This window comes from Rhodanobacter sp. OK091 (genome assembly GCF_900142825.1).
Lineage (GTDB): Bacteria > Pseudomonadota > Gammaproteobacteria > Xanthomonadales > Rhodanobacteraceae > Rhodanobacter.
In genome coordinates this window covers 628,819-646,522 of record NZ_FRCH01000001.1, presented here as the reverse complement: position 1 = coordinate 646,522, position 17,704 = coordinate 628,819, and the positions used below count along the sequence as shown (strand labels likewise).

12 protein-coding genes and 4 tRNA genes are annotated in these 17,704 nt (G+C 62.5%); 14 read left to right on the top strand and 2 right to left on the bottom strand.

Features of this window, described 5'->3' with window-relative positions; genetic code table 11:
- Nucleotides 1–14: 14 nt before the first annotated feature.
- Together BUA26_RS03155 and BUA26_RS03150 are read right to left on the bottom strand one after the other, a co-directional pair.
- Nucleotides 15–404 carry an STAS domain-containing protein gene (locus BUA26_RS03155; RefSeq protein WP_072757788.1) on the bottom strand — a complete coding sequence of 130 codons (390 nt, stop codon included), beginning with the start codon at nt 402–404 and terminating at the stop codon, nt 15–17.
- Nucleotides 401–2,713 carry a SpoIIE family protein phosphatase gene (locus BUA26_RS03150; protein ID WP_072757786.1) on the bottom strand — a complete coding sequence of 771 codons (2,313 nt, stop codon included), beginning with the start codon at nt 2,711–2,713 and terminating at the stop codon, nt 401–403. Before BUA26_RS03150 ends, BUA26_RS03155 begins: the two co-directional genes overlap by 4 nt.
- Before the next feature lie 134 nt (nt 2,714–2,847).
- On the opposite strand from BUA26_RS03150, the gene BUA26_RS03145 reads away from it, so the two are divergent.
- The 14 genes from BUA26_RS03145 to rpoC all read left to right on the top strand — a co-directional run bounded on the left by BUA26_RS03145 (nt 2,848) and on the right by rpoC (nt 17,537).
- Complete coding sequence (locus BUA26_RS03145) at nt 2,848–3,336, top strand: acyl-CoA thioesterase (protein ID WP_072757783.1); 489 nt, start codon at nt 2,848–2,850, stop codon at nt 3,334–3,336.
- Between the two features lie 103 nt (nt 3,337–3,439).
- Nucleotides 3,440–3,525, top strand: a tRNA-Tyr gene (locus tag BUA26_RS03140).
- A gap of 18 nt (nt 3,526–3,543) precedes the next feature.
- A tRNA-Gly gene (locus tag BUA26_RS03135) sits at nt 3,544–3,617 on the top strand.
- Nucleotides 3,618–3,701: 84 nt separating this feature from the next.
- Nucleotides 3,702–3,777: transfer RNA gene (locus tag BUA26_RS03130), tRNA-Thr, on the top strand.
- 79 nt (nt 3,778–3,856) lie between these two features.
- Nucleotides 3,857–5,047 carry an elongation factor Tu gene (gene tuf, locus BUA26_RS03125; protein ID WP_072757748.1) on the top strand — a complete coding sequence of 397 codons (1,191 nt, stop codon included), beginning with the start codon at nt 3,857–3,859 and terminating at the stop codon, nt 5,045–5,047.
- Between the two features lie 93 nt (nt 5,048–5,140).
- Nucleotides 5,141–5,216, top strand: a tRNA-Trp gene (locus tag BUA26_RS03120).
- A gap of 81 nt (nt 5,217–5,297) precedes the next feature.
- On the top strand, nt 5,298–5,693 hold the full coding sequence (gene secE / locus BUA26_RS03115; RefSeq protein WP_072757781.1) for a preprotein translocase subunit SecE: 396 nt from the start codon (nt 5,298–5,300) through the stop codon (nt 5,691–5,693).
- Between the two features lie 7 nt (nt 5,694–5,700).
- Nucleotides 5,701–6,261: a transcription termination/antitermination protein NusG gene (nusG, locus tag BUA26_RS03110; protein ID WP_072759981.1), complete on the top strand. Its 561-nt coding sequence runs from the start codon at nt 5,701–5,703 to the stop codon at nt 6,259–6,261.
- 196 nt (nt 6,262–6,457) lie between these two features.
- Nucleotides 6,458–6,886, top strand: coding sequence for a 50S ribosomal protein L11 (gene rplK, locus BUA26_RS03105; protein ID WP_072759980.1), 429 nt, complete (start codon nt 6,458–6,460; stop codon nt 6,884–6,886).
- 3 nt (nt 6,887–6,889) lie between these two features.
- Complete coding sequence (gene rplA / locus BUA26_RS03100; protein ID WP_072757779.1) at nt 6,890–7,597, top strand: 50S ribosomal protein L1; 708 nt, start codon at nt 6,890–6,892, stop codon at nt 7,595–7,597.
- Between the two features lie 352 nt (nt 7,598–7,949).
- Nucleotides 7,950–8,483, top strand: a complete 534-nt coding sequence (rplJ, locus tag BUA26_RS03095; RefSeq protein WP_072757777.1) for a 50S ribosomal protein L10 — start codon at nt 7,950–7,952, stop codon at nt 8,481–8,483.
- A 45-nt stretch (nt 8,484–8,528) separates the two neighbouring features.
- Nucleotides 8,529–8,897, top strand: coding sequence for a 50S ribosomal protein L7/L12 (gene rplL / locus BUA26_RS03090; protein WP_072757775.1), 369 nt, complete (start codon nt 8,529–8,531; stop codon nt 8,895–8,897).
- Between the two features lie 239 nt (nt 8,898–9,136).
- On the top strand, nt 9,137–13,297 hold the full coding sequence (gene rpoB / locus BUA26_RS03085; RefSeq protein ID WP_072759979.1) for a DNA-directed RNA polymerase subunit beta: 4,161 nt from the start codon (nt 9,137–9,139) through the stop codon (nt 13,295–13,297).
- Nucleotides 13,298–13,322: 25 nt separating this feature from the next.
- Complete coding sequence (rpoC, locus tag BUA26_RS03080) at nt 13,323–17,537, top strand: DNA-directed RNA polymerase subunit beta' (protein WP_072757773.1); 4,215 nt, start codon at nt 13,323–13,325, stop codon at nt 17,535–17,537.
- Nucleotides 17,538–17,704: the final 167 nt, after the last annotated feature.

Genomic DNA, 17,704 nt, shown 5'->3' with positions numbered 1-17,704 from the left:
GCGTGCTGAGCTGATCACTCGTCGTTGTCGCCTTCGGTGATCTGGCGCTGCATGCGATCGAGATATGCGTCGAGCTCCTGCGTGCTGGTGAAAACTTCGCTCACCGGCACCGCCTTGACGATGTCGAATACCTTGCGCACCTGCGGCTGCGGATTCAGCAGCAAAGTGTGCCCGCCGCGGGCACGCATGCTCTTGCGGATCTTGGCGAAACTGCGCAGCCCGGCGCTGCTGACATATTCGAGGCCGGCCAGGTCGATCACCACGGTGCCGCCATCGTCGAGTCGCCGGAGCAGGGCCAGCGCGGCTTCGTCGAGTTCGCCGAAGGTCATCGCATCGAGACGGCCGCCGACTTGCAAGATGACACGGTTGGGCGCCGGGAATTCACTATGCAGACGGAGTGTCATGATGAGGAGTCCTGGTTCGGGTAGATGAAGCGAAGCAGCAGATGGTTGCGATGCGCGTCCCGTGTGTAGCGCATCTCGCTGGTCATGGTGCGTGCGAGGTGAATGCCGAGACCGCCGATGTCTTCGCGGTCAGCGAGGTCGCCCGGAAGGTCCGGGAGGACGGATTGCAACGGGTCGAATGCAATGCCGTCATCGATCAACTCGACCGTGACCGCGTCTGGACTGGGGTGCAGCAGGATGCGGATCTGGCCAGGGCGCCCCTCGGGATAGCCATACTCGACCGTGTTGACCATGAGTTCTTCCAGCACGAGACGCATATCGCTGTGCAGCGAGAGCGGAACGTCGGCTTCCCGCAGCAAGTGCTCGCAGCGATCGAGTGCGTCGAATACCTCCGGCAGTTGGTTGCCGATGCCTATTTCGGTACTCGGCGGCGTGGAGCCGTGCCAGGTCAGCGCCAGCAAAGTGATGTCATCGGCCTGTGCAGCGTCCGCCACGAAGAGATCCACGTCTCCCAGCAATCGTTCGATATAGCCCGCCGTAGGGGCCATCGACGAAACCTGCCCGAGGCTTTCCATGGTGCGTTCGATGCCGTACATCTGCTTATGATGGTCGCTGGCCTCGGTGATGCCGTCGGTATACATCAGCAGCGTCTCGCCCCGGCGCAGACGCAGGCGGTGTTCCGGATAGTCGGAGTCCTCGTACAGCCCGAGTACCGCGCCGGTAGGGAAGTCCAGCAGTTGCGGGGCATCGCGGCTGCACAGGATCGGCGGTTCGTGCCCGGCGCTGGCGAGCACCAGATTGCCATTGCCGGTGTCGAGCAGGCCGCATAACAAAGTGACGAACATACAGCTGTCGTTGCCGCGGCAAAGCTCCAGGTTGAGCAGCCGAAGCAGGCTCTGTGGGGTCTGCCCGCGCGGCGCCAGCGCTTTGGCCAGGGTGATGGTTTGCGCCATGAACAGCGCGGCCGGGATACCCTTGTCGGAGACGTCGCCGACCATGACGAAGAAACGTCCCGGGTCGAGCATGAAATAGCTGTAGAGGTCGCCACCGACCGCGCGGGCGGGACGCAGCGCCGCATGCAGTTCGAAGTGGGCGCAGACGGCGTCGAGGTAGTGTTCGCTGGGCAGGAGGCCGATCTGGATCTGGTGGGCGATTTCCAGTTCACTGGCCAGCCGCTGCTTTTCCCGCGCGACTCGTGCCAGATCCTCCATATGCAACGCGAGTTCATGGCGCATCTGGTCGAAGGATTGAGTAAGACGCCCCACTTCGTCATGGCGAGTGGTCGGCGGCAATTCGAAATCCAGTTCGCCGCGGGCGACATGCTCGGCGCGGTCGGCCAGCACGCCCAGCGGCGCCATCGTGCGGCGGATGGTCAGCAACGTGATCAGGGCAACCGCCAGCAGTGCCAGCATGCCCAGCGCCAGACTCCACAAGAAGATGCGACGCACGCCGGCATAGATCTGAATCTCCGGCACTACCAGGCCGAGCCGCCAATGAGTGCCTTCGATCGGCACGGAATAGATCCACACCGCACCCCGCACCCGCGGGTTCTGCGCGACCGGCAGGCGCACCGATTCAGCCCGGTCGCCGGCCAGAACCTCGAGCAGCGTCGGCGTGCCACGCTTGCCCACCAGGGCGGGATTGTCGTGCGCCAGGTAGTTGCCATCGCTGTCGAGCACGAAGGCATAGGCGCCTTCCGGTTTGTTCAGATGCCCGAGGATCTGATGCAGCCAGTCGAGCGTCACGTCGGCATTGATGATGCCAACAGGATGCCCCTCGCGGCTGATGGCCACCGAATAGTTGATCAGCTGGCGCCGCCGCGACAGCGAAACGAACGGCCGCTGCCAGCAGCCAGCCGAACAGCTCAGTCCGCCCAGGAACCAGTTGCTGTCCCCGTAGGGATTGGCATCGTATGACAGGTCGCGAGTGATCAATGTGCCGTCGTCCAGCCGGCGGATGAATGGCGAGTAGGGGTGGATGTCGCCTGGCTCTGACGAAGGCTTGAAGACGGCAGCCAGCCCGTCCATGTCGTGATTGGCCTGCAATGTGTCGCGCAACAGCGGCTCGGCGCTGTCCTGGCGCGTGGCGATGATCGTCGCGAGCATCTGCGCGGAGACCGCGACGCGGTCGATCCGGGCCTGGATCTGGCTGCCTGCGCTGGCGGCGAGGGCAGCGGCTTCATGATGGCTGTGCTGCAGTATCTGGGCGCGAGTGAAGCTGAATAACAGGGCGCCGACGGTAGCGAGCACAAGGGTAGAACCGGCCAGAACCCACAGCGCCATTCGCGATGAAATGCTGTGCAAGGTCATACAGTCCTCCCCTGTTCCGCATCTAGCCATGAAGCCATGCCGTCTGCAAGGCGGCAGGTGCGGCGACTGCGACGTGGTCGGCAGTCAAGGCATAATCGCGCTCCCGGACCTTTCACGCAGGCAGCAACAAACCCATGTCAGGACAACAGCACGAGGTCACGTTCCGTTTTCTCGCCGAGCCCACCGATGTCAATTTCGGCGGCAAGGTGCATGGCGGCATGGCGATGAAATGGATCGATCAGGCCGGTTACGCCTGTGCGGTGGCTTGGAGCGGAGCGTATTGCGTCACCGCCTCGGTCAGCGGGATCCAGTTTGTCGCGCCGATCCTGATCGGCGACATGGTCACGGTGCGGGCACGCCTGATTCATACCGGCACCTCCAGCATGCATTTGGCCGTGGACGTCCTGGCACGTGACCTGCGCACGGATGAGCACCGGCTGGCGACCAGCTGCGTGATGGTGTTCGTGGCGCTGGATCGCCCCGACGGCAAGCCCACGCCGGTGCCGCACTGGGAACCGCGTGACGACAACGAGCGGCGCCTGCAGGCGCAGGCGAAACAGTTGCTGGAGCTGTCCAAGGGGATGGAGAAGCTGGTCGACCTGCGGGCCGCTTCACTGGACTGAGGCGCGTATCGAATCTCGCCGGAAATTCAGTCCCGCATTCGAATCTGGCGCCGCAAGGTGTTGACAGTTTGGGGCCCGATCCACACAATACGCGTTCTTTGTTGGAGGGATACCCAAGCGGCCAACGGGGGCAGACTGTAAATCTGCTGGCTTACGCCTTCGGTGGTTCGAATCCACCTCCCTCCACCAGCAAGAGTTCCGCGCAGGGCGGGAGTAGTTCAATGGTAGAACATCAGTTTTCCAAACTGATTACGCGGGTTCGATTCCCGCCTTCCGCTCCATTGCTCTGCTTTAATTGAAAAGTCCAGCAGGATGCTGGTCTTGATTTCGCTGTCATGGAGGACGGTTGAAGTACACCAATACATGCTCATGTAGCTCAGTCGGTAGAGCACTTCCTTGGTAAGGAAGAGGTCACAGGTTCGATTCCTGTTATGAGCACCATCTTTTTCGACCGTTACGGTTATCGCCCCGCAAGGGCTAGTTCCTTCCAACTCATTGACTCCATCGGGGTTTAGCGCGCATGGCAAAGGGTAAATTCGAACGCACCAAGCCGCACGTCAACGTCGGCACGATTGGTCACGTGGATCACGGCAAGACGACGCTGACGGCAGCGCTGACGAAGGTCGGTGCGGAACGTTTTGGTGGCGAGTTCAAGGATTACAGCGCGATCGACGCAGCGCCGGAAGAGAAGGCGCGCGGCATCACGATCTCGACCGCCCACGTGGAATACGAGTCGCCGCTGCGCCATTACGCGCACGTGGACTGCCCGGGGCATGCGGATTATGTGAAGAACATGATCACGGGTGCGGCGCAGATGGACGGCGCGATCCTGGTGTGCTCGGCGGCGGACGGCCCGATGCCGCAGACGCGTGAACACATCCTGCTGAGCCGTCAGGTCGGCGTGCCGTACATCATCGTGTTCCTGAACAAGGCGGACATGGTGGACGACGCGGAGCTGCTCGAGCTGGTCGAGATGGAAGTGCGCGAGCTGCTGTCGAAGTACGACTTCCCGGGCGACGACACGCCGATCATCCACGGTTCGGCGCTGAAGGCGCTGGAAGGTGATCAGAGCGAAATCGGCGTGCCGGCGATCATCAAGCTGGTGGACGCGCTGGACAGCTACATTCCGGAGCCGGTGCGCACGATCGACAAGCCGTTCCTGATGCCGGTGGAAGACGTGTTCTCGATCTCGGGCCGTGGCACAGTGGTGACCGGTCGTATCGAGCGCGGCATCATCAAGGTGGGCGACGAAATCGAAGTGGTCGGCATCCGCGACACGCAGAAGACCACGGTCACCGGCGTGGAAATGTTCCGCAAGCTGCTGGATCAGGGTCAGGCGGGCGACAACGCCGGTCTGCTCCTGCGCGGCCTGAAGCGCGACGACGTGGAGCGTGGCCAGGTGCTGGCCAAGCCGGGCACGATCACCCCGCATACGGACTTCGAGGCTGAGGTGTATGTGTTGTCGAAGGACGAGGGTGGCCGTCATACGCCGTTCTTCAAGGGTTACCGTCCGCAGTTCTACTTCCGCACGACCGACGTGACGGGCGCTTGCCAGTTGCCGGACGGCGTGGAGATGGTGATGCCGGGCGACAACGTGAAGATGGTGGTGAGCCTGATCCACCCGATCGCGATGGACGAAGGCCTGCGCTTCGCGATTCGCGAAGGCGGTCGTACCGTCGGCGCCGGTGTGGTGGCCAAGGTCATCAAGTAAGATATGGGTGGCGCGCTTCGGTGCGCCGCTCAAAGTTCACGGAGGCGAGCGGATTCAAGCCGCTCGCTGTCGTGTTTCAAGTTCAAGCCATGTACGCCAGTAGCTCAATTGGCAGAGCAGCGGTCTCCAAAACCGCAGGTTGGGGGTTCAAGTCCCTCCTGGCGTGCCACTTCCCCGAGGATCGAGACGGGTGACGATGGCAAGGTCGGCCGCAAGGCACGGCATGCTGCTGGCACCTTGTCATTAGTGCATGAATACGAAGGCAGAACAGCCCAAGGGCACGAACGCCGCCGACATCGGCAAGCTGGTACTGGCGGTGCTGGTGCTGGCTGCCGGTGTCTTTGCCTATTCCTGGCTCGGCAGAGACGGCAACATTTCCTCGTCGGTGCGCCTGCTGGGCGTGCTGGCCGCGCTGGTGCTTGCGCTGGCGATCGCCGCGTTCACCGCGCTGGGCCGGCGCATGCGGAATTTCATCGCCGAGTCGCAGTTCGAAATGCGCAAGGTGGTCTGGCCGACTCGCGACGAGACGATCAAGACGACCGGCATCATTATGTTGGTGGTGGTTGTGTTGTCGCTGCTGCTGGGTCTGATCGATCTGATCCTGAAGTCGGTCATTCTCGACTGGCTGCTGAAGTTGGGTGGCTGAGGTGAGCATGAGCAAGCGCTGGTATGTGGTGCACGCCTATTCGGGCTTCGAGAATCAGGTGAAACGTTCTCTCGATGAACGGATCAAGCGTGCCGAGATGGAAGAGAAGTTCGGCGAAGTGCTGGTGCCGACCGAGGAAGTGATCGAAATGCGCGGCGGCCAGAAACGGCGCAGCGAGCGCAAGTTCTTCCCCGGCTACGTGCTGGTGCAGATCGAGACGAATACCGAAGGCAAGGCGCCGCGGATCGACGACGAGTGCTGGCATCTGATCAAGGAAACCCCGAAAGTGATGGGTTTCATCGGCGGTACCGCCGATCGCCCGCTGCCTATCAAGGACAGCGAAGCCGATGCCATCCTCAGTCGCGTGCGCGAGGGTGTCGAGAAGCCTCGGCCCAAGGTGTTGTTTGAGCCGGGCGAGATGGTTCGCGTCACCGAAGGCCCGTTCAACGATTTCAACGGCGTGGTCGAGGAAGTCAACTACGAGAAGAGTCGCCTGCGCGTTGCGGTGCTGATTTTCGGTCGGTCGACCCCAGTCGAGCTGGAATTCGGTCAGGTCGAGAAGGCCTGATTCGGCTGGTTGCTTCATCTTGGCACGGGGCTTGCTGAAAGCCTGACCAATCTCTATACTGCGCGGTTCACGCTGGATCTTTTTGATCCGGCGTGCCCGCGTTTCAGGATCTGCACGATGCGGATCCGTTCCTTTCATCCACGGATCGGTGCACAGCGAGGAGCCGCAAGGCGCCTGGACTCGCGAGGAAAATCCCATGGCAAAGAAAGTTGTCGGTTACATCAAGTTGCAGGTCAAGGCCGGTCAGGCCAACCCGTCGCCGCCGGTGGGCCCCGCCCTCGGTCAGCGCGGTCTGAACATCATGGAGTTCTGCAAGGCGTTCAATGCCGCCACGCAGAAGCTGGAGCCGGGTCTGCCGATTCCTTGCATCATCACCGCGTACTCCGACCGCAGCTTCACCTTCATCACTAAGACCCCGCCCGCCACGATTCTTCTGAAGAAGATCACCGGCGTCGCCAAGGGTTCGCCCAAGCCGAATACCGACAAGGTCGGCAAGGTCACCCGCAAGCAGCTGGAAGACGTTGCGAAGCAGAAGGAGCCGGATCTGACGGCTGCCGATCTCGACGCCGCGGTGCGCACCATTGCCGGTAGCGCCCGCAGCATGGGCCTTGTGGTGGAGGGTTAAGACATGGCAAAGCTCACGAAGCGTATGAAGTCGGCTACGGCCGCCGTGCAGCCGGGCAAGTTCTACGGCCTGGAAGAAGCACTGAAGATCGTCAAGGACAACGCCACGGCGAAGTTCGCCGAGTCGGTGGATGTGGCCGTGCGTCTGGGCATCGACGCCAAGAAGTCCGACCAGGGCGTGCGTGGCTCGTCGCTGCTGCCGCACGGCACCGGCAAGACCGTCAAGGTTGCCGTGTTCTGCCCGCCGGGCGAGAAGGCCGAGGCCGCCAAGGCCGCCGGTGCTGACGCTGTCGGCATGGACGATCTGGCGGAGCGCATGCAGGCCGGCGATCTCGACTTCGGTCGCGTGATCGCCACGCCGGACGCGATGCGCGTCGTCGGTAAGCTCGGTCAGCTGCTCGGCCCGCGTGGCCTGATGCCGAACCCGAAGGATGGCTCGGTCACCGCCGACGTCGCCACCGCGGTCAAGAATGCCAAGGCCGGCCAGGTGAAGTTCCGCAACGACAAGGCGGGCATCATCCATGCCACCATCGGCAAGGCCAGCTTCGATGCTGCCCAGCTGGCGGACAACCTCAACACGCTGATCGCCGACCTGCTGAAGGCCAAGCCTTCCACCGCGAAGGGTCAGTTCCTGCAGAAAGTGGCGTTGTCCAGCACGATGGGCGTCGGCGTTGCCGTCGATACCTCGTCGCTGACGATCGCCACCAAGTAAATATCAAGTCCCACGCCGGCGATCTCGCCGGTGTGGGCAGTTTTTGAGGGCAGTCCTGATGCTTCGCAAGAAGGTCGGGACCGCTGTCAAAGACCGCAGGCGCGGTCAGCGCGTGATGACGACGGGCAGGGAGCTCGCATTGGCATGGAATCGCCGTCGTCACCAGCGGGGTCGCTTAATCGGGTTTATCGCGAATCCGGCCTGCGCAGATGGTGCTGCCCCTTCTGGAATTGTTCGATGTGTTCTGGAAAGGCCACCACCCGGGACAACCCATGTCCCCGACGTCAAGGATGGCGTCGCCCAGGACCGCAAGCGGCAGGAGCCGTAAGCGGAGTTCATTTGGAGGAGTGCAATGGCTCTAAATCTGTCTCAGAAGCATGAAGTAGTCGCCGAACTGGCAGAAGTTGCCGCGAAGGCTCACTCCTTGATTGCTGTCGAGTACGCGGGCACCACGGTCGAACAGATGACCGCGATGCGCAAGAAGGCTCGCGAATCCAAGGTGTTCTTGAAAGTTGTCAAGAACACGCTTGCTTCGCGCGCCGTGGTCGGTACCGAATTCGAGGTCGTCAAGGACGTCCTGGTCGGTCCGCTGCTGTACGCGTTCTCGATGGAAGAACCCGGCGCTGCCGGGCGTCTGATCAAGGAATTCGCCAAGGGCAACGACAAGCTGAAGGCGAAAATCGTCTCGGTGGAAGGCAAGTTGCTGCCGGCTGAGCACGTCGACGTCCTGGCCTCGCTGCCGACCCGCGAACAGGCTCTGGCCATGCTGGCCCGTTTGCTGGCCGAACCGGCCTCGATGTTTGCCCGCGCCGTCAAGGCTGTGGCCGACAAGCAGGGTGGTGGCGAAGTCGCCGCCGAAGCCCCGGCCGAAGCCGAGCCCGCCTAAGTTCGACGTCTATCTAAACTGAATCCATTTCCAGAGGTAAATCAAATGTCCCTGTCCAACGAACAAATCGTTGAAGCCGTAGCCGCCAAGTCGCTGATGGAAGTGATGGACCTGGTGAAGGCCATCGAAGAGAAGTTTGGCGTGTCCGCTGCCGCTCCGGTCGCTGCGGCTGGCCCGGCTGCTGCTGCCCCGGTTGCCGAGGCGCAGACCGAATTCGACGTCATCCTGAAGAACGCCGGCGCCAAGAAGGTCGACGTGATCAAGGCTGTTCGCGCGATCACCGGCCTGGGCCTGAAGGAAGCCAAGGACCTCACCGAGGCCGGCGGCGTCCTGAAGGAAGCCGTTTCGAAGGAAGACGCCGAGAAGTTCAAGAAGGACCTCGAAGCTGCCGGCGCAACGGTCGAACTGAAGTAATCGGCGCCCTTGCGCGCCGTCAGTTTGATCTAGCGTCAAGCAAGCCTGGGGGCGCGAGCCCCCGGGCTTTGCCTGCTTAGGCGCGAAAGTGTTGAACGAGGAGGGGAATGGAGAATCGGGATTCGTTACACGAATCTCGATTCTCGATTCCCAAATCCACGGATTTGTCGAACATCTGATTTTTCATTCAGCCGGTGTGTGCACCACCGGCGTCACTGCGAACCGAGGCGCTACCGATCATGGCCTACTCGTTTACCGAGAAGAAACGCATCCGCAAGGATTTTGGCAAGCGTCCGCCCGTACTGGGCGTGCCGAACCTGCTGACCATCCAGACTGATTCCTACCGGGAGTTTCTGCAGGAGCATGTCGCGCCCAAACAGCGCGGCGAGAAGGGTTTGCATGCGGCACTGAAATCGGTCTTTCCGATCACCAGTTATTCGGGCAATGCCGCACTGGAATATGTCGATTACCGGCTCGGCGAGCCGGCGTTCGACGAGCGCGAATGCCGCAACCGCGGCATGACCTACGGTGCGCCGCTGCGCACCACCGTGCGCCTGGTCATCTATGACAAGGACAGCCCGGCCTCGAAGAAGGTGGTCAAGTACATCAAGGAGCAGGAGGTCTACATGGGCGAGATTCCGCTCATGACCGAGACCGGCACCTTCATCATCAACGGCACCGAGCGCGTTATCGTCTCGCAGCTGCACCGTTCGCCGGGCGTGTTCTTCGATCACGACCGCGGCAAGACGCATAGCTCGGGCAAGCTGCTGTTCTCGGCTCGCGTGATCCCCTACCGCGGCTCCTGGCTGGACTTCGAGTTCGACCCGAAGGATGCGCTGTTCACCCGCATCGACCGTCGCCGCAAGTTGCCGGTGACCGTGCTGCTGCGCGCGCTCGGCTACAACAACGAGGAGATGCTGGGCATCTTCTTCGAGCACAACGTGTTCCACCTCGGCAAGAAGGGCGGCACCACGCTGGAGCTGGTCGCCGAGCGTCTGCGCGGCGAAACGCTGAGCTTCGACCTCGCGATTGGCGGCAAGGTGCTGGTGGAAGCCGGCAAGCGCATCACCGCGCGTCACGTGCGCCAGTTGGCGGCCGAGAACATCACCGCGCTGGAAGTGCCGGACGATTACCCGGTCGGCCGCATCGTGGCCACCGATATCGTCGACAGCAAGACCGGCGAGCTGCTGGCCTCGGCGAATGACGAGATTACTGCCGAGCAGCTGGAGAACTTCCGCAAGGCGGGTATCGAAGTCGTGCCGACGCTGTACGTCAACGATCTCGACCGCGGCGCCTACATTTCGCACACTTTGCGCATCGACAACACCAAGACGCCGCTGGAGGCGCTGGTGGAAATCTATCGCATGATGCGTCCGGGCGAGCCGCCGACCAAGGATGCCGCGCAGAACCTGTTCTTCAATCTGTTCTTCACCTTCGACCGCTACGACCTGTCGGGCGTGGGCCGGATGAAGTTCAACCGTCGCGTGGGCCGCAAGGAAATCCTCGGTCCGGGCGTGCTGTATGACCACAAGTATTTCAGCGAGCGCAAGGAAGACGAATCGCAGCGGCTGGTCAAGGAGCAGGGCGAGACGTCCGACATTCTTGACGTGCTGAAGGTGCTGATCGACATCAAGAACGGTCACGGTACCGTCGATGACATCGATCACCTGGGCAACCGTCGCGTGCGTTCGGTCGGCGAGATGGCCGAGAACACCTTCCGCATCGGTCTGGTGCGCGTCGAGCGTGCGGTGCGCGAGCGCCTGTCGCTGGCCGAGGCCGATGGCCTGACCCCGCAGGACCTGATCAACGCCAAGCCGGTTGCGGCGGCGGTGAAGGAGTTCTTCGGCTCGTCGCAGCTGTCGCAGTTCATGGATCAGAACAATCCGCTGTCCGAAGTAACGCACAAGCGCCGCGTCTCCGCGCTCGGGCCGGGCGGCCTGACCCGTGAACGCGCCGGCTTCGAAGTGCGTGACGTGCATCCGACCCATTACGGCCGCGTCTGCACCATCGAAACGCCGGAAGGCCCGAACATCGGCCTGATCAACTCGCTGGCCGTGTACGCCCGCACCAACTCGTATGGCTTCCTTGAAACGCCGTACCGCAAGGTGGCGAACAGCAAGGTGACCGACAAGGTCGATTACCTGTCCGCGATCGAGGAAGGCGACCACGTGATCGCGCAGGCGAACTCGCCGCTGGACAAGCACGGCGGTTTCGTCGAGGACTTCGTGTCCTGCCGTTTCCGTGGCGAGTCCGAGCTGCGTCCGGCCGCTGAAGTCGACTATATGGACGTCTCGCCGATGCAGACCGTGTCGGTGGCGGCGGCGTTGGTGCCGTTCCTCGAGCACGACGACGCGAACCGCGCTCTGATGGGCGCGAACATGCAGCGTCAGGCCGTGCCGACCCTGCGTTCGCAGACTCCGCTGGTGGGTACCGGCATCGAGCGTGCCGTGGCGCGCGACTCCGGTGTCATCGTCTCCGCCAAGCGCGGCGGTGTGATCGACCAGGTCGACGCGGCCCGTATCGTGGTGCGCGTCAATGAAGTCGAAGTCGGCGACAACGATGCCGGCGTCGATATCTATACGCTGACCAAGTACACCCGTTCCAACCAGAACACCAACCTCAACCAGCGTCCGCTGGTCAACGTGGGTGACGTGGTGGCGAAGGGCGACACGCTGGCCGACGGTTCGTCGACCGATCTGGGCGAGCTCGCGCTCGGCCAGAACATGCTGATCGCGTTCATGCCGTGGAACGGCTACAACTTCGAAGACTCGATCCTGCTGTCCGAGCGCGTCGTGCAGGAAGACCGCTACACCTCGATCCACATCGAGGAGCTGTCCTGTATCGCCCGTGATACCAAGCTGGGTGCCGAGGAAATCACCGCCGACATCCCGAACGTGGGCGAACAGGCGCTGGCGCGTCTGGACGAGTCAGGCATCGTCTACATCGGTGCCGAGGTGAAGGCCGGCGACATCATGGTCGGCAAGGTCACGCCGAAGGGCGAGAGCCAGCTCACGCCGGAAGAGAAGCTGCTTCGCGCGATCTTCGGCGAGAAGGCGTCCGATGTGAAGGACAGCTCGCTGCGCGTGCCGCCAGGCATGGACGGCACCGTCATCGACGTGCAGGTGTTCACTCGCGACGGTATCGAGAAGGACAAGCGCGCCAAGCAGATCGAGGAAACCGAGGTCAAGCGGATCCGCAAGGATCTGGACGATCAGTTCCGCATCCTCGAAGGCGCGATCTACAGCCGCATGCGTACCCAGCTCGTCGGCAAGTCCGCGATGAGCGGTCCGGGCGGCCTGAAGCGCGGCGCCGAAATCACCGACGCCTATCTGGACGGCCTGAAGAAGGACGACTGGTTCAAGATCAACGTCAAGGACGAGGAAGTCACCGAGTTCCTCGAGCGTGCGGCCGATCAGGTCAAGCGCCACAAGGAGGAGTTCGACAAGCGCTTCAAGGAGAAGCAGGGCAAGATCACCCAGGGCGACGATCTCGCGCCGGGCGTGCTGAAGATGGTCAAGGTGTTCCTCGCCGTGAAGCGCCGCATCCAGCCGGGCGACAAGATGGCTGGCCGTCACGGCAACAAGGGCGTGGTCTCCAACGTGGTGCCGGTCGAGGACATGCCGTACTCCGCTGACGGCGTGCCGGTCGACATCGTGCTGAACCCGCTGGGCGTGCCGTCGCGCATGAACATCGGCCAGATTCTGGAAGTTCATCTGGGCTGGGCCGCCAAGGGCCTGGGCAAGAAGATCCAGAAGATGCTCGAAGCGCAGGAGAAGGTCGGCAAGATCCGCGAGTTCCTCGACCAGATCTACAACACCCATGTAGCCGGAGCCGTGCAGCACGTCGACCTGAAGTCGCTCACCGACAAGGAGATCTTCGCGCTCGCCACCAACCTGCAGGAAGGCGTGCCGATGGCGACGCCGGTGTTCGACGGTGCGGAAGAGACCGAAATCAAGGCGATGCTGAAGCTTGCCGACCTGCCGGAGTCCGGTCAGACCATGTTGTTCGACGGTCGCACCGGCGAGTCGTTCGACCGCCCGGTCACCGTCGGCTACATGCATTACCTCAAGCTCAACCATCTGGTCGACGACAAGATGCACGCGCGTTCCACCGGCCCGTACTCGCTGGTCACTCAGCAACCGCTGGGCGGCAAGGCGCAGTTCGGTGGTCAGCGCTTCGGCGAGATGGAAGTGTGGGCTCTGGAAGCCTACGGCGCGGCCTACACCTTGCAGGAAATGCTGACGGTGAAGTCCGACGACGTGCAGGGCCGTAACCAGATGTACAAGAACATTGTCGACGGTAACCACGAGATGACCGCAGGCATGCCGGAATCCTTCAACGTGCTGGTGAAGGAAATCCGCTCGCTTGCCATCGACATCGATCTGGAAGAGATCAAGTGATCCGCGCAGTCACCGGAGATTTCGAATGAAAGACTTGCTCAATCTGTTCAATCAGCAGCGCGCGACGCCGGATTTCGACGCGATCAAGATCGCGTTGGCCTCGCCGGAGCTGATCCGTTCATGGTCGTACGGCGAAGTGAAGAAGCCGGAAACCATCAACTACCGCACCTTCAAGCCGGAGCGTGACGGCCTGTTCTGCGCCGCCATCTTCGGACCGGTGAAGGACTACGAGTGCCTGTGCGGCAAGTACAAGCGCATGAAGCATCGTGGCGTGGTCTGCGAGAAGTGCGGCACGGAAGTGACGCTGGCCAAGGTGCGTCGTGAGCGCATGGGCCATATCGAACTGGCCAGCCCGACCGCGCACATCTGGTTCCTCAAGTCGCTGCCCTCCCGCATCGGCCTGATGCTGGACATGACGCTGCGCGACATCGAGCGCATCCTGTACTTCGAAGCCTTCGTGGTGATCGATCCGGGCATGACCGCGCTCGAGCGCGGCCAGCTGCTCAGTGAAGATCAGTACCTGGAAGCGACCGAAGAGCACGGCGACGAGTTCGACGCGCGCATGGGTGCCGAAGCGGTGTTCCACCTGCTGAAGTCGCTCGACCTGCCGGGCGAAGTGATACGTCTGAAGGAAGAGATCACCTCCACCAACTCCGAAACCAAGCTGAAGCGGCTGACCAAGCGCGTGAAGCTGATCGAGGCGTTCCTGGAGTCCGGCAACAAGCCGGAGTGGATGGTGCTGACCGTTCTGCCCGTGCTGCCGCCGGACCTGCGTCCGCTGGTGCCGCTGGACGGTGGCCGTTTCGCCACCTCCGATCTGAACGATCTGTACCGTCGCGTGATCAACCGCAACAACCGTCTGAAGCGTCTGCTCGAGCTCAATGCGCCCGACATCATCGTGCGCAACGAGAAGCGCATGCTGCAGGAATCGGTCGATGCGCTGCTCGACAACGGCCGCCGCGGCCGTGCCATCACCGGCACCAACAAGCGTGCGCTGAAGTCGCTCGCCGACATGATCAAGGGCAAGCAGGGCCGCTTCCGCCAGAACCTGCTCGGCAAGCGCGTGGACTACTCCGGTCGTTCGGTGATCGTGGTCGGTCCGACCCTGCGCCTGCACCAGTGCGGCCTGCCCAAGAAGATGGCGCTGGAGCTGTTCAAGCCGTTCATCTTCGCCAAGCTGCAGGCGCGTGGCGAAGCCACCACCATCAAGGCGGCGAAGAAGCTGGTCGAGCGCGAAGAGGCCCAGGTCTGGGACATCCTCGAAGAGGTGATCCGCGAGCATCCGGTGCTGCTCAACCGCGCGCCGACCCTGCATCGTCTGGGCATCCAGGCGTTCGAGCCCAAGCTCATCGAAGGCAAGGCGATCCAGCTGCATCCGCTGGTCTGTACCGCGTTCAACGCCGACTTCGACGGCGATCAGATGGCCGTCCATGTGCCGCTGTCGATCGAGGCGCAGCTGGAAGCGCGCACGCTGATGATGTCGTCCAACAACATCCTCAGCCCCGCCAACGGCGAGCCGATCATCGTGCCGACCCAGGACGTGGTGCTGGGTCTGTACTACATGACCCGCGAGCTGATCAACGTCAAGGGCAGCGGCATGGTGTTCTCCGGCGTTGCCGAGGCACGCCGTGCCTACGACAACCGTGCGGTCGAGCTGCATGCCAAGGTCAAGGTGCGTCTGAAACTGGTGCACATTGCCGAGGACGGCACCCGCACGCACGAGACCAAGATCGTCGACACCACCGTCGGCCGTGCGCTGCTGGCTGAAATCCTGCCGGAAGGCCTGCCGTTCGAGCTGGCCAACACCGAGCTGACCAAGAAGAACATTTCGCGTCTGATCAACTCCAGCTACCGCTTGCTGGGCTTGAAAGAGACCGTGGTCTTCGCCGACAAGCTGATGTACACCGGCTACCGTTTCGCCACGCGTGCGGGCATCTCGATCGGCATCGACGACATGCTGATTCCGGCCGAGAAAAAGCCGATCCTGGAAGAAGCCGAGAAGGAAGTCGTCGAGATCCAGCAGCAGTATCAGTCGGGTCTGGTCACCGCCGGCGAGCGTTACAACAAGGTGGTCGACATCTGGTCGCGCACCAGTGAACTGGTCGCCAAGGCGATGATCGACGGCATCGGCACCGAGAAGGTGATGGATGCCGACGGCAAGATGGTCAACCAGAAGTCGATGAACTCGCTGTACATCATGGCCGACTCCGGCGCCCGTGGCTCGGTGGCGCAGATTCGTCAGCTGGCCGGCATGCGTGGCCTGATGGCGCGTCCGGACGGCTCGATCATCGAGACCCCGATCAAGGCCAACTTCCGCGAAGGCCTGAACGTGCTGCAGTACTTCAACTCGACCCACGGTGCTCGTAAGGGCCTGGCGGATACCGCGCTGAAGACCGCGAACTCCGGTTACCTGACCCGTCGCCTGGTCGACGTGGCGCAGGACGTGGTCATCACGATGGACGACTGCGGCACCGAGGACGGTGTGATCATGCAGCCGATCGTCGAAGGCGGCGACGTGGTCGAGCCGTTGCGCGAGCGCGTGCTGGGCCGCGTGGTGGTCGAGGACGTCTACGCCCCCGGCGACGACGATCAGCCGATCGTCACCCGCGACACGTTGCTCAACGAGGCGCTGGTCGAGAAGCTCGACAAGGCTGGCGTGCAGATCATCAAGGTGCGCTCGCCGATTACCTGCGCCGCCGCCCATGGCGTGTGCAAGCTGTGCTACGGCCGCGATCTGGCCCGTGGCCACCTGGTCAACATGGGTGAGGCCGTGGGTGTGGTCGCCGCGCAGTCGATCGGTGAGCCGGGTACCCAGCTGACCATGCGTACGTTCCACATCGGTGGTGCGGCTTCGCGTGCGGCAGCGGTGGATAACGTGACGGTGAAGACCACCGGCTCGCTGAAGTTCAACAACTTGAAGTCGGTGCAGCACAAGCAGGGTCACCTGGTCGCGGTGTCGCGTTCGGGCGAACTCAGCGTGATCGATGCCAGCGGCCGTGAGCGCGAGCGTTACAAGGTGCCGTACGGCGCCATCATCGCGGTCAAGGATGGTGCGCCGGTCAAGCCCGGCCAGACCGTGGCGAACTGGGATCCGCATACCCATCCGATCGTCACCGAAGTGGCCGGCGTGGTGCGTTTCATCGACTTCCTCGATGGCGTCACCGTGCAGAGCCAGACCGATGAACTGACCGGTCTGGAGTCGGCGGTGGTCACCGATCCGAAGCGTCGCGGCGCGCAGGCGAAGGATCTGCGTCCGATCGTGCGCCTGGAGGACGCGAAGGGCCGGGAGCTCAAGCTGCCAGGTACCGATATCGCAGCGCAGTACTTCCTGCCGGCCGGTGCGATCGTGTCGATCCAGAACGGTGCCGAAGTGGGCGTGGGCGACGTGGTTGCCCGTATCCCGCAGGAAACCTCGAAGACCCGCGACATCACCGGCGGTCTGCCGCGCGTGGCCGATCTGTTCGAGGCGCGCAAGCCGAAGGAGCCGGCGATCCTCGCCGAGCGCTCCGGCATCATCAGCTTCGGCAAGGACACCAAGGGCAAGCAGCGCCTGATCATCAAGGACGTCGACGGCAACGAGCATGAGGAGCTGATTCCGAAATGGCGTCAGGTCATCGTGTTCGAGGGCGAGCATGTGGAGAAGGGCGAAACCGTCGTCGACGGCGAGCCGAGCCCGCATGACATCCTGCGTCTGCTGGGCGTGGAGCCGCTGGCTTCGTACCTGGTCAAGGAAATCCAGGACGTGTACCGCCTGCAGGGCGTGAAGATCAACGACAAGCACATCGAAGCGATCATTCGCCAGATGCTGCGCAAGGTCGAGATCGTCGAGCCGGGTGACAGCCATTATCTGCGCGGCGAGCAGATCGAACGCGTACGTATCAATGGCGAAAACGACCGTGCGATCGCCAAGGGCGAGCGTCCGGCCGAATACCAGTCCATCCTGCTGGGCATCACCAAGGCATCGCTGGCAACCGAGTCGTTCATCTCGGCAGCCTCGTTCCAGGAAACCACCCGCGTCCTTACCGAGGCGGCGGTTCGTGGTACGCGCGACACCTTGCGGGGCCTGAAGGAAAATGTTATTGTCGGCCGTCTTATTCCGGCAGGTACAGGTCTGGCGTACCACGCAGCGCGTCGTCGCCAGGGCGGTTTGTCCGCTTCGGATCTGGAGACTCTCTCCGGTTCTACGCCTGCAGCCTCGTTCGCCGAGGCTCCGGTCGGTAGTGATAACGATGTCGAGTAAACCCGTTCAGGGTTCCACTCGCTGACATACGAAATGAGGTGCATGGATGCACCTCGTGTTCGGGTCAAGGACGGCAGAGCGCTGGCTTGCCTCTGGCAGGTTGCTCATGTTAAATTCCCGCTTCTTGGCAGACCGAACTTGATCGGGCTGCCTTTATGTTTTCAGGA

Bases quoted from the DNA above. Each gene is read 5' to 3' on its own strand.
- rplA (WP_072757779.1), top strand. From the start codon at position 6,890: ATGGCAAAGCTCACGAAGCGTATGAAGTCGGCTACGGCCGCCGTGCAG.
- secE (WP_072757781.1), top strand. From the start codon at position 5,298: ATGAATACGAAGGCAGAACAGCCCAAGGGCACGAACGCCGCCGACATC.
- rpoB (WP_072759979.1), top strand. From the start codon at position 9,137: ATGGCCTACTCGTTTACCGAGAAGAAACGCATCCGCAAGGATTTTGGC.
- rplK (WP_072759980.1), top strand. From the start codon at position 6,458: ATGGCAAAGAAAGTTGTCGGTTACATCAAGTTGCAGGTCAAGGCCGGT.
- rpoC (WP_072757773.1), top strand. From the start codon at position 13,323: ATGAAAGACTTGCTCAATCTGTTCAATCAGCAGCGCGCGACGCCGGAT.
- BUA26_RS03150 (WP_072757786.1), bottom strand. From the start codon at position 2,713: ATGACCTTGCACAGCATTTCATCGCGAATGGCGCTGTGGGTTCTGGCC.
- rplL (WP_072757775.1), top strand. From the start codon at position 8,529: ATGTCCCTGTCCAACGAACAAATCGTTGAAGCCGTAGCCGCCAAGTCG.
- BUA26_RS03145 (WP_072757783.1), top strand. From the start codon at position 2,848: ATGTCAGGACAACAGCACGAGGTCACGTTCCGTTTTCTCGCCGAGCCC.
- tuf (WP_072757748.1), top strand. From the start codon at position 3,857: ATGGCAAAGGGTAAATTCGAACGCACCAAGCCGCACGTCAACGTCGGC.
- rplJ (WP_072757777.1), top strand. From the start codon at position 7,950: ATGGCTCTAAATCTGTCTCAGAAGCATGAAGTAGTCGCCGAACTGGCA.
- nusG (WP_072759981.1), top strand. From the start codon at position 5,701: ATGAGCAAGCGCTGGTATGTGGTGCACGCCTATTCGGGCTTCGAGAAT.
- BUA26_RS03155 (WP_072757788.1), bottom strand. From the start codon at position 404: ATGACACTCCGTCTGCATAGTGAATTCCCGGCGCCCAACCGTGTCATC.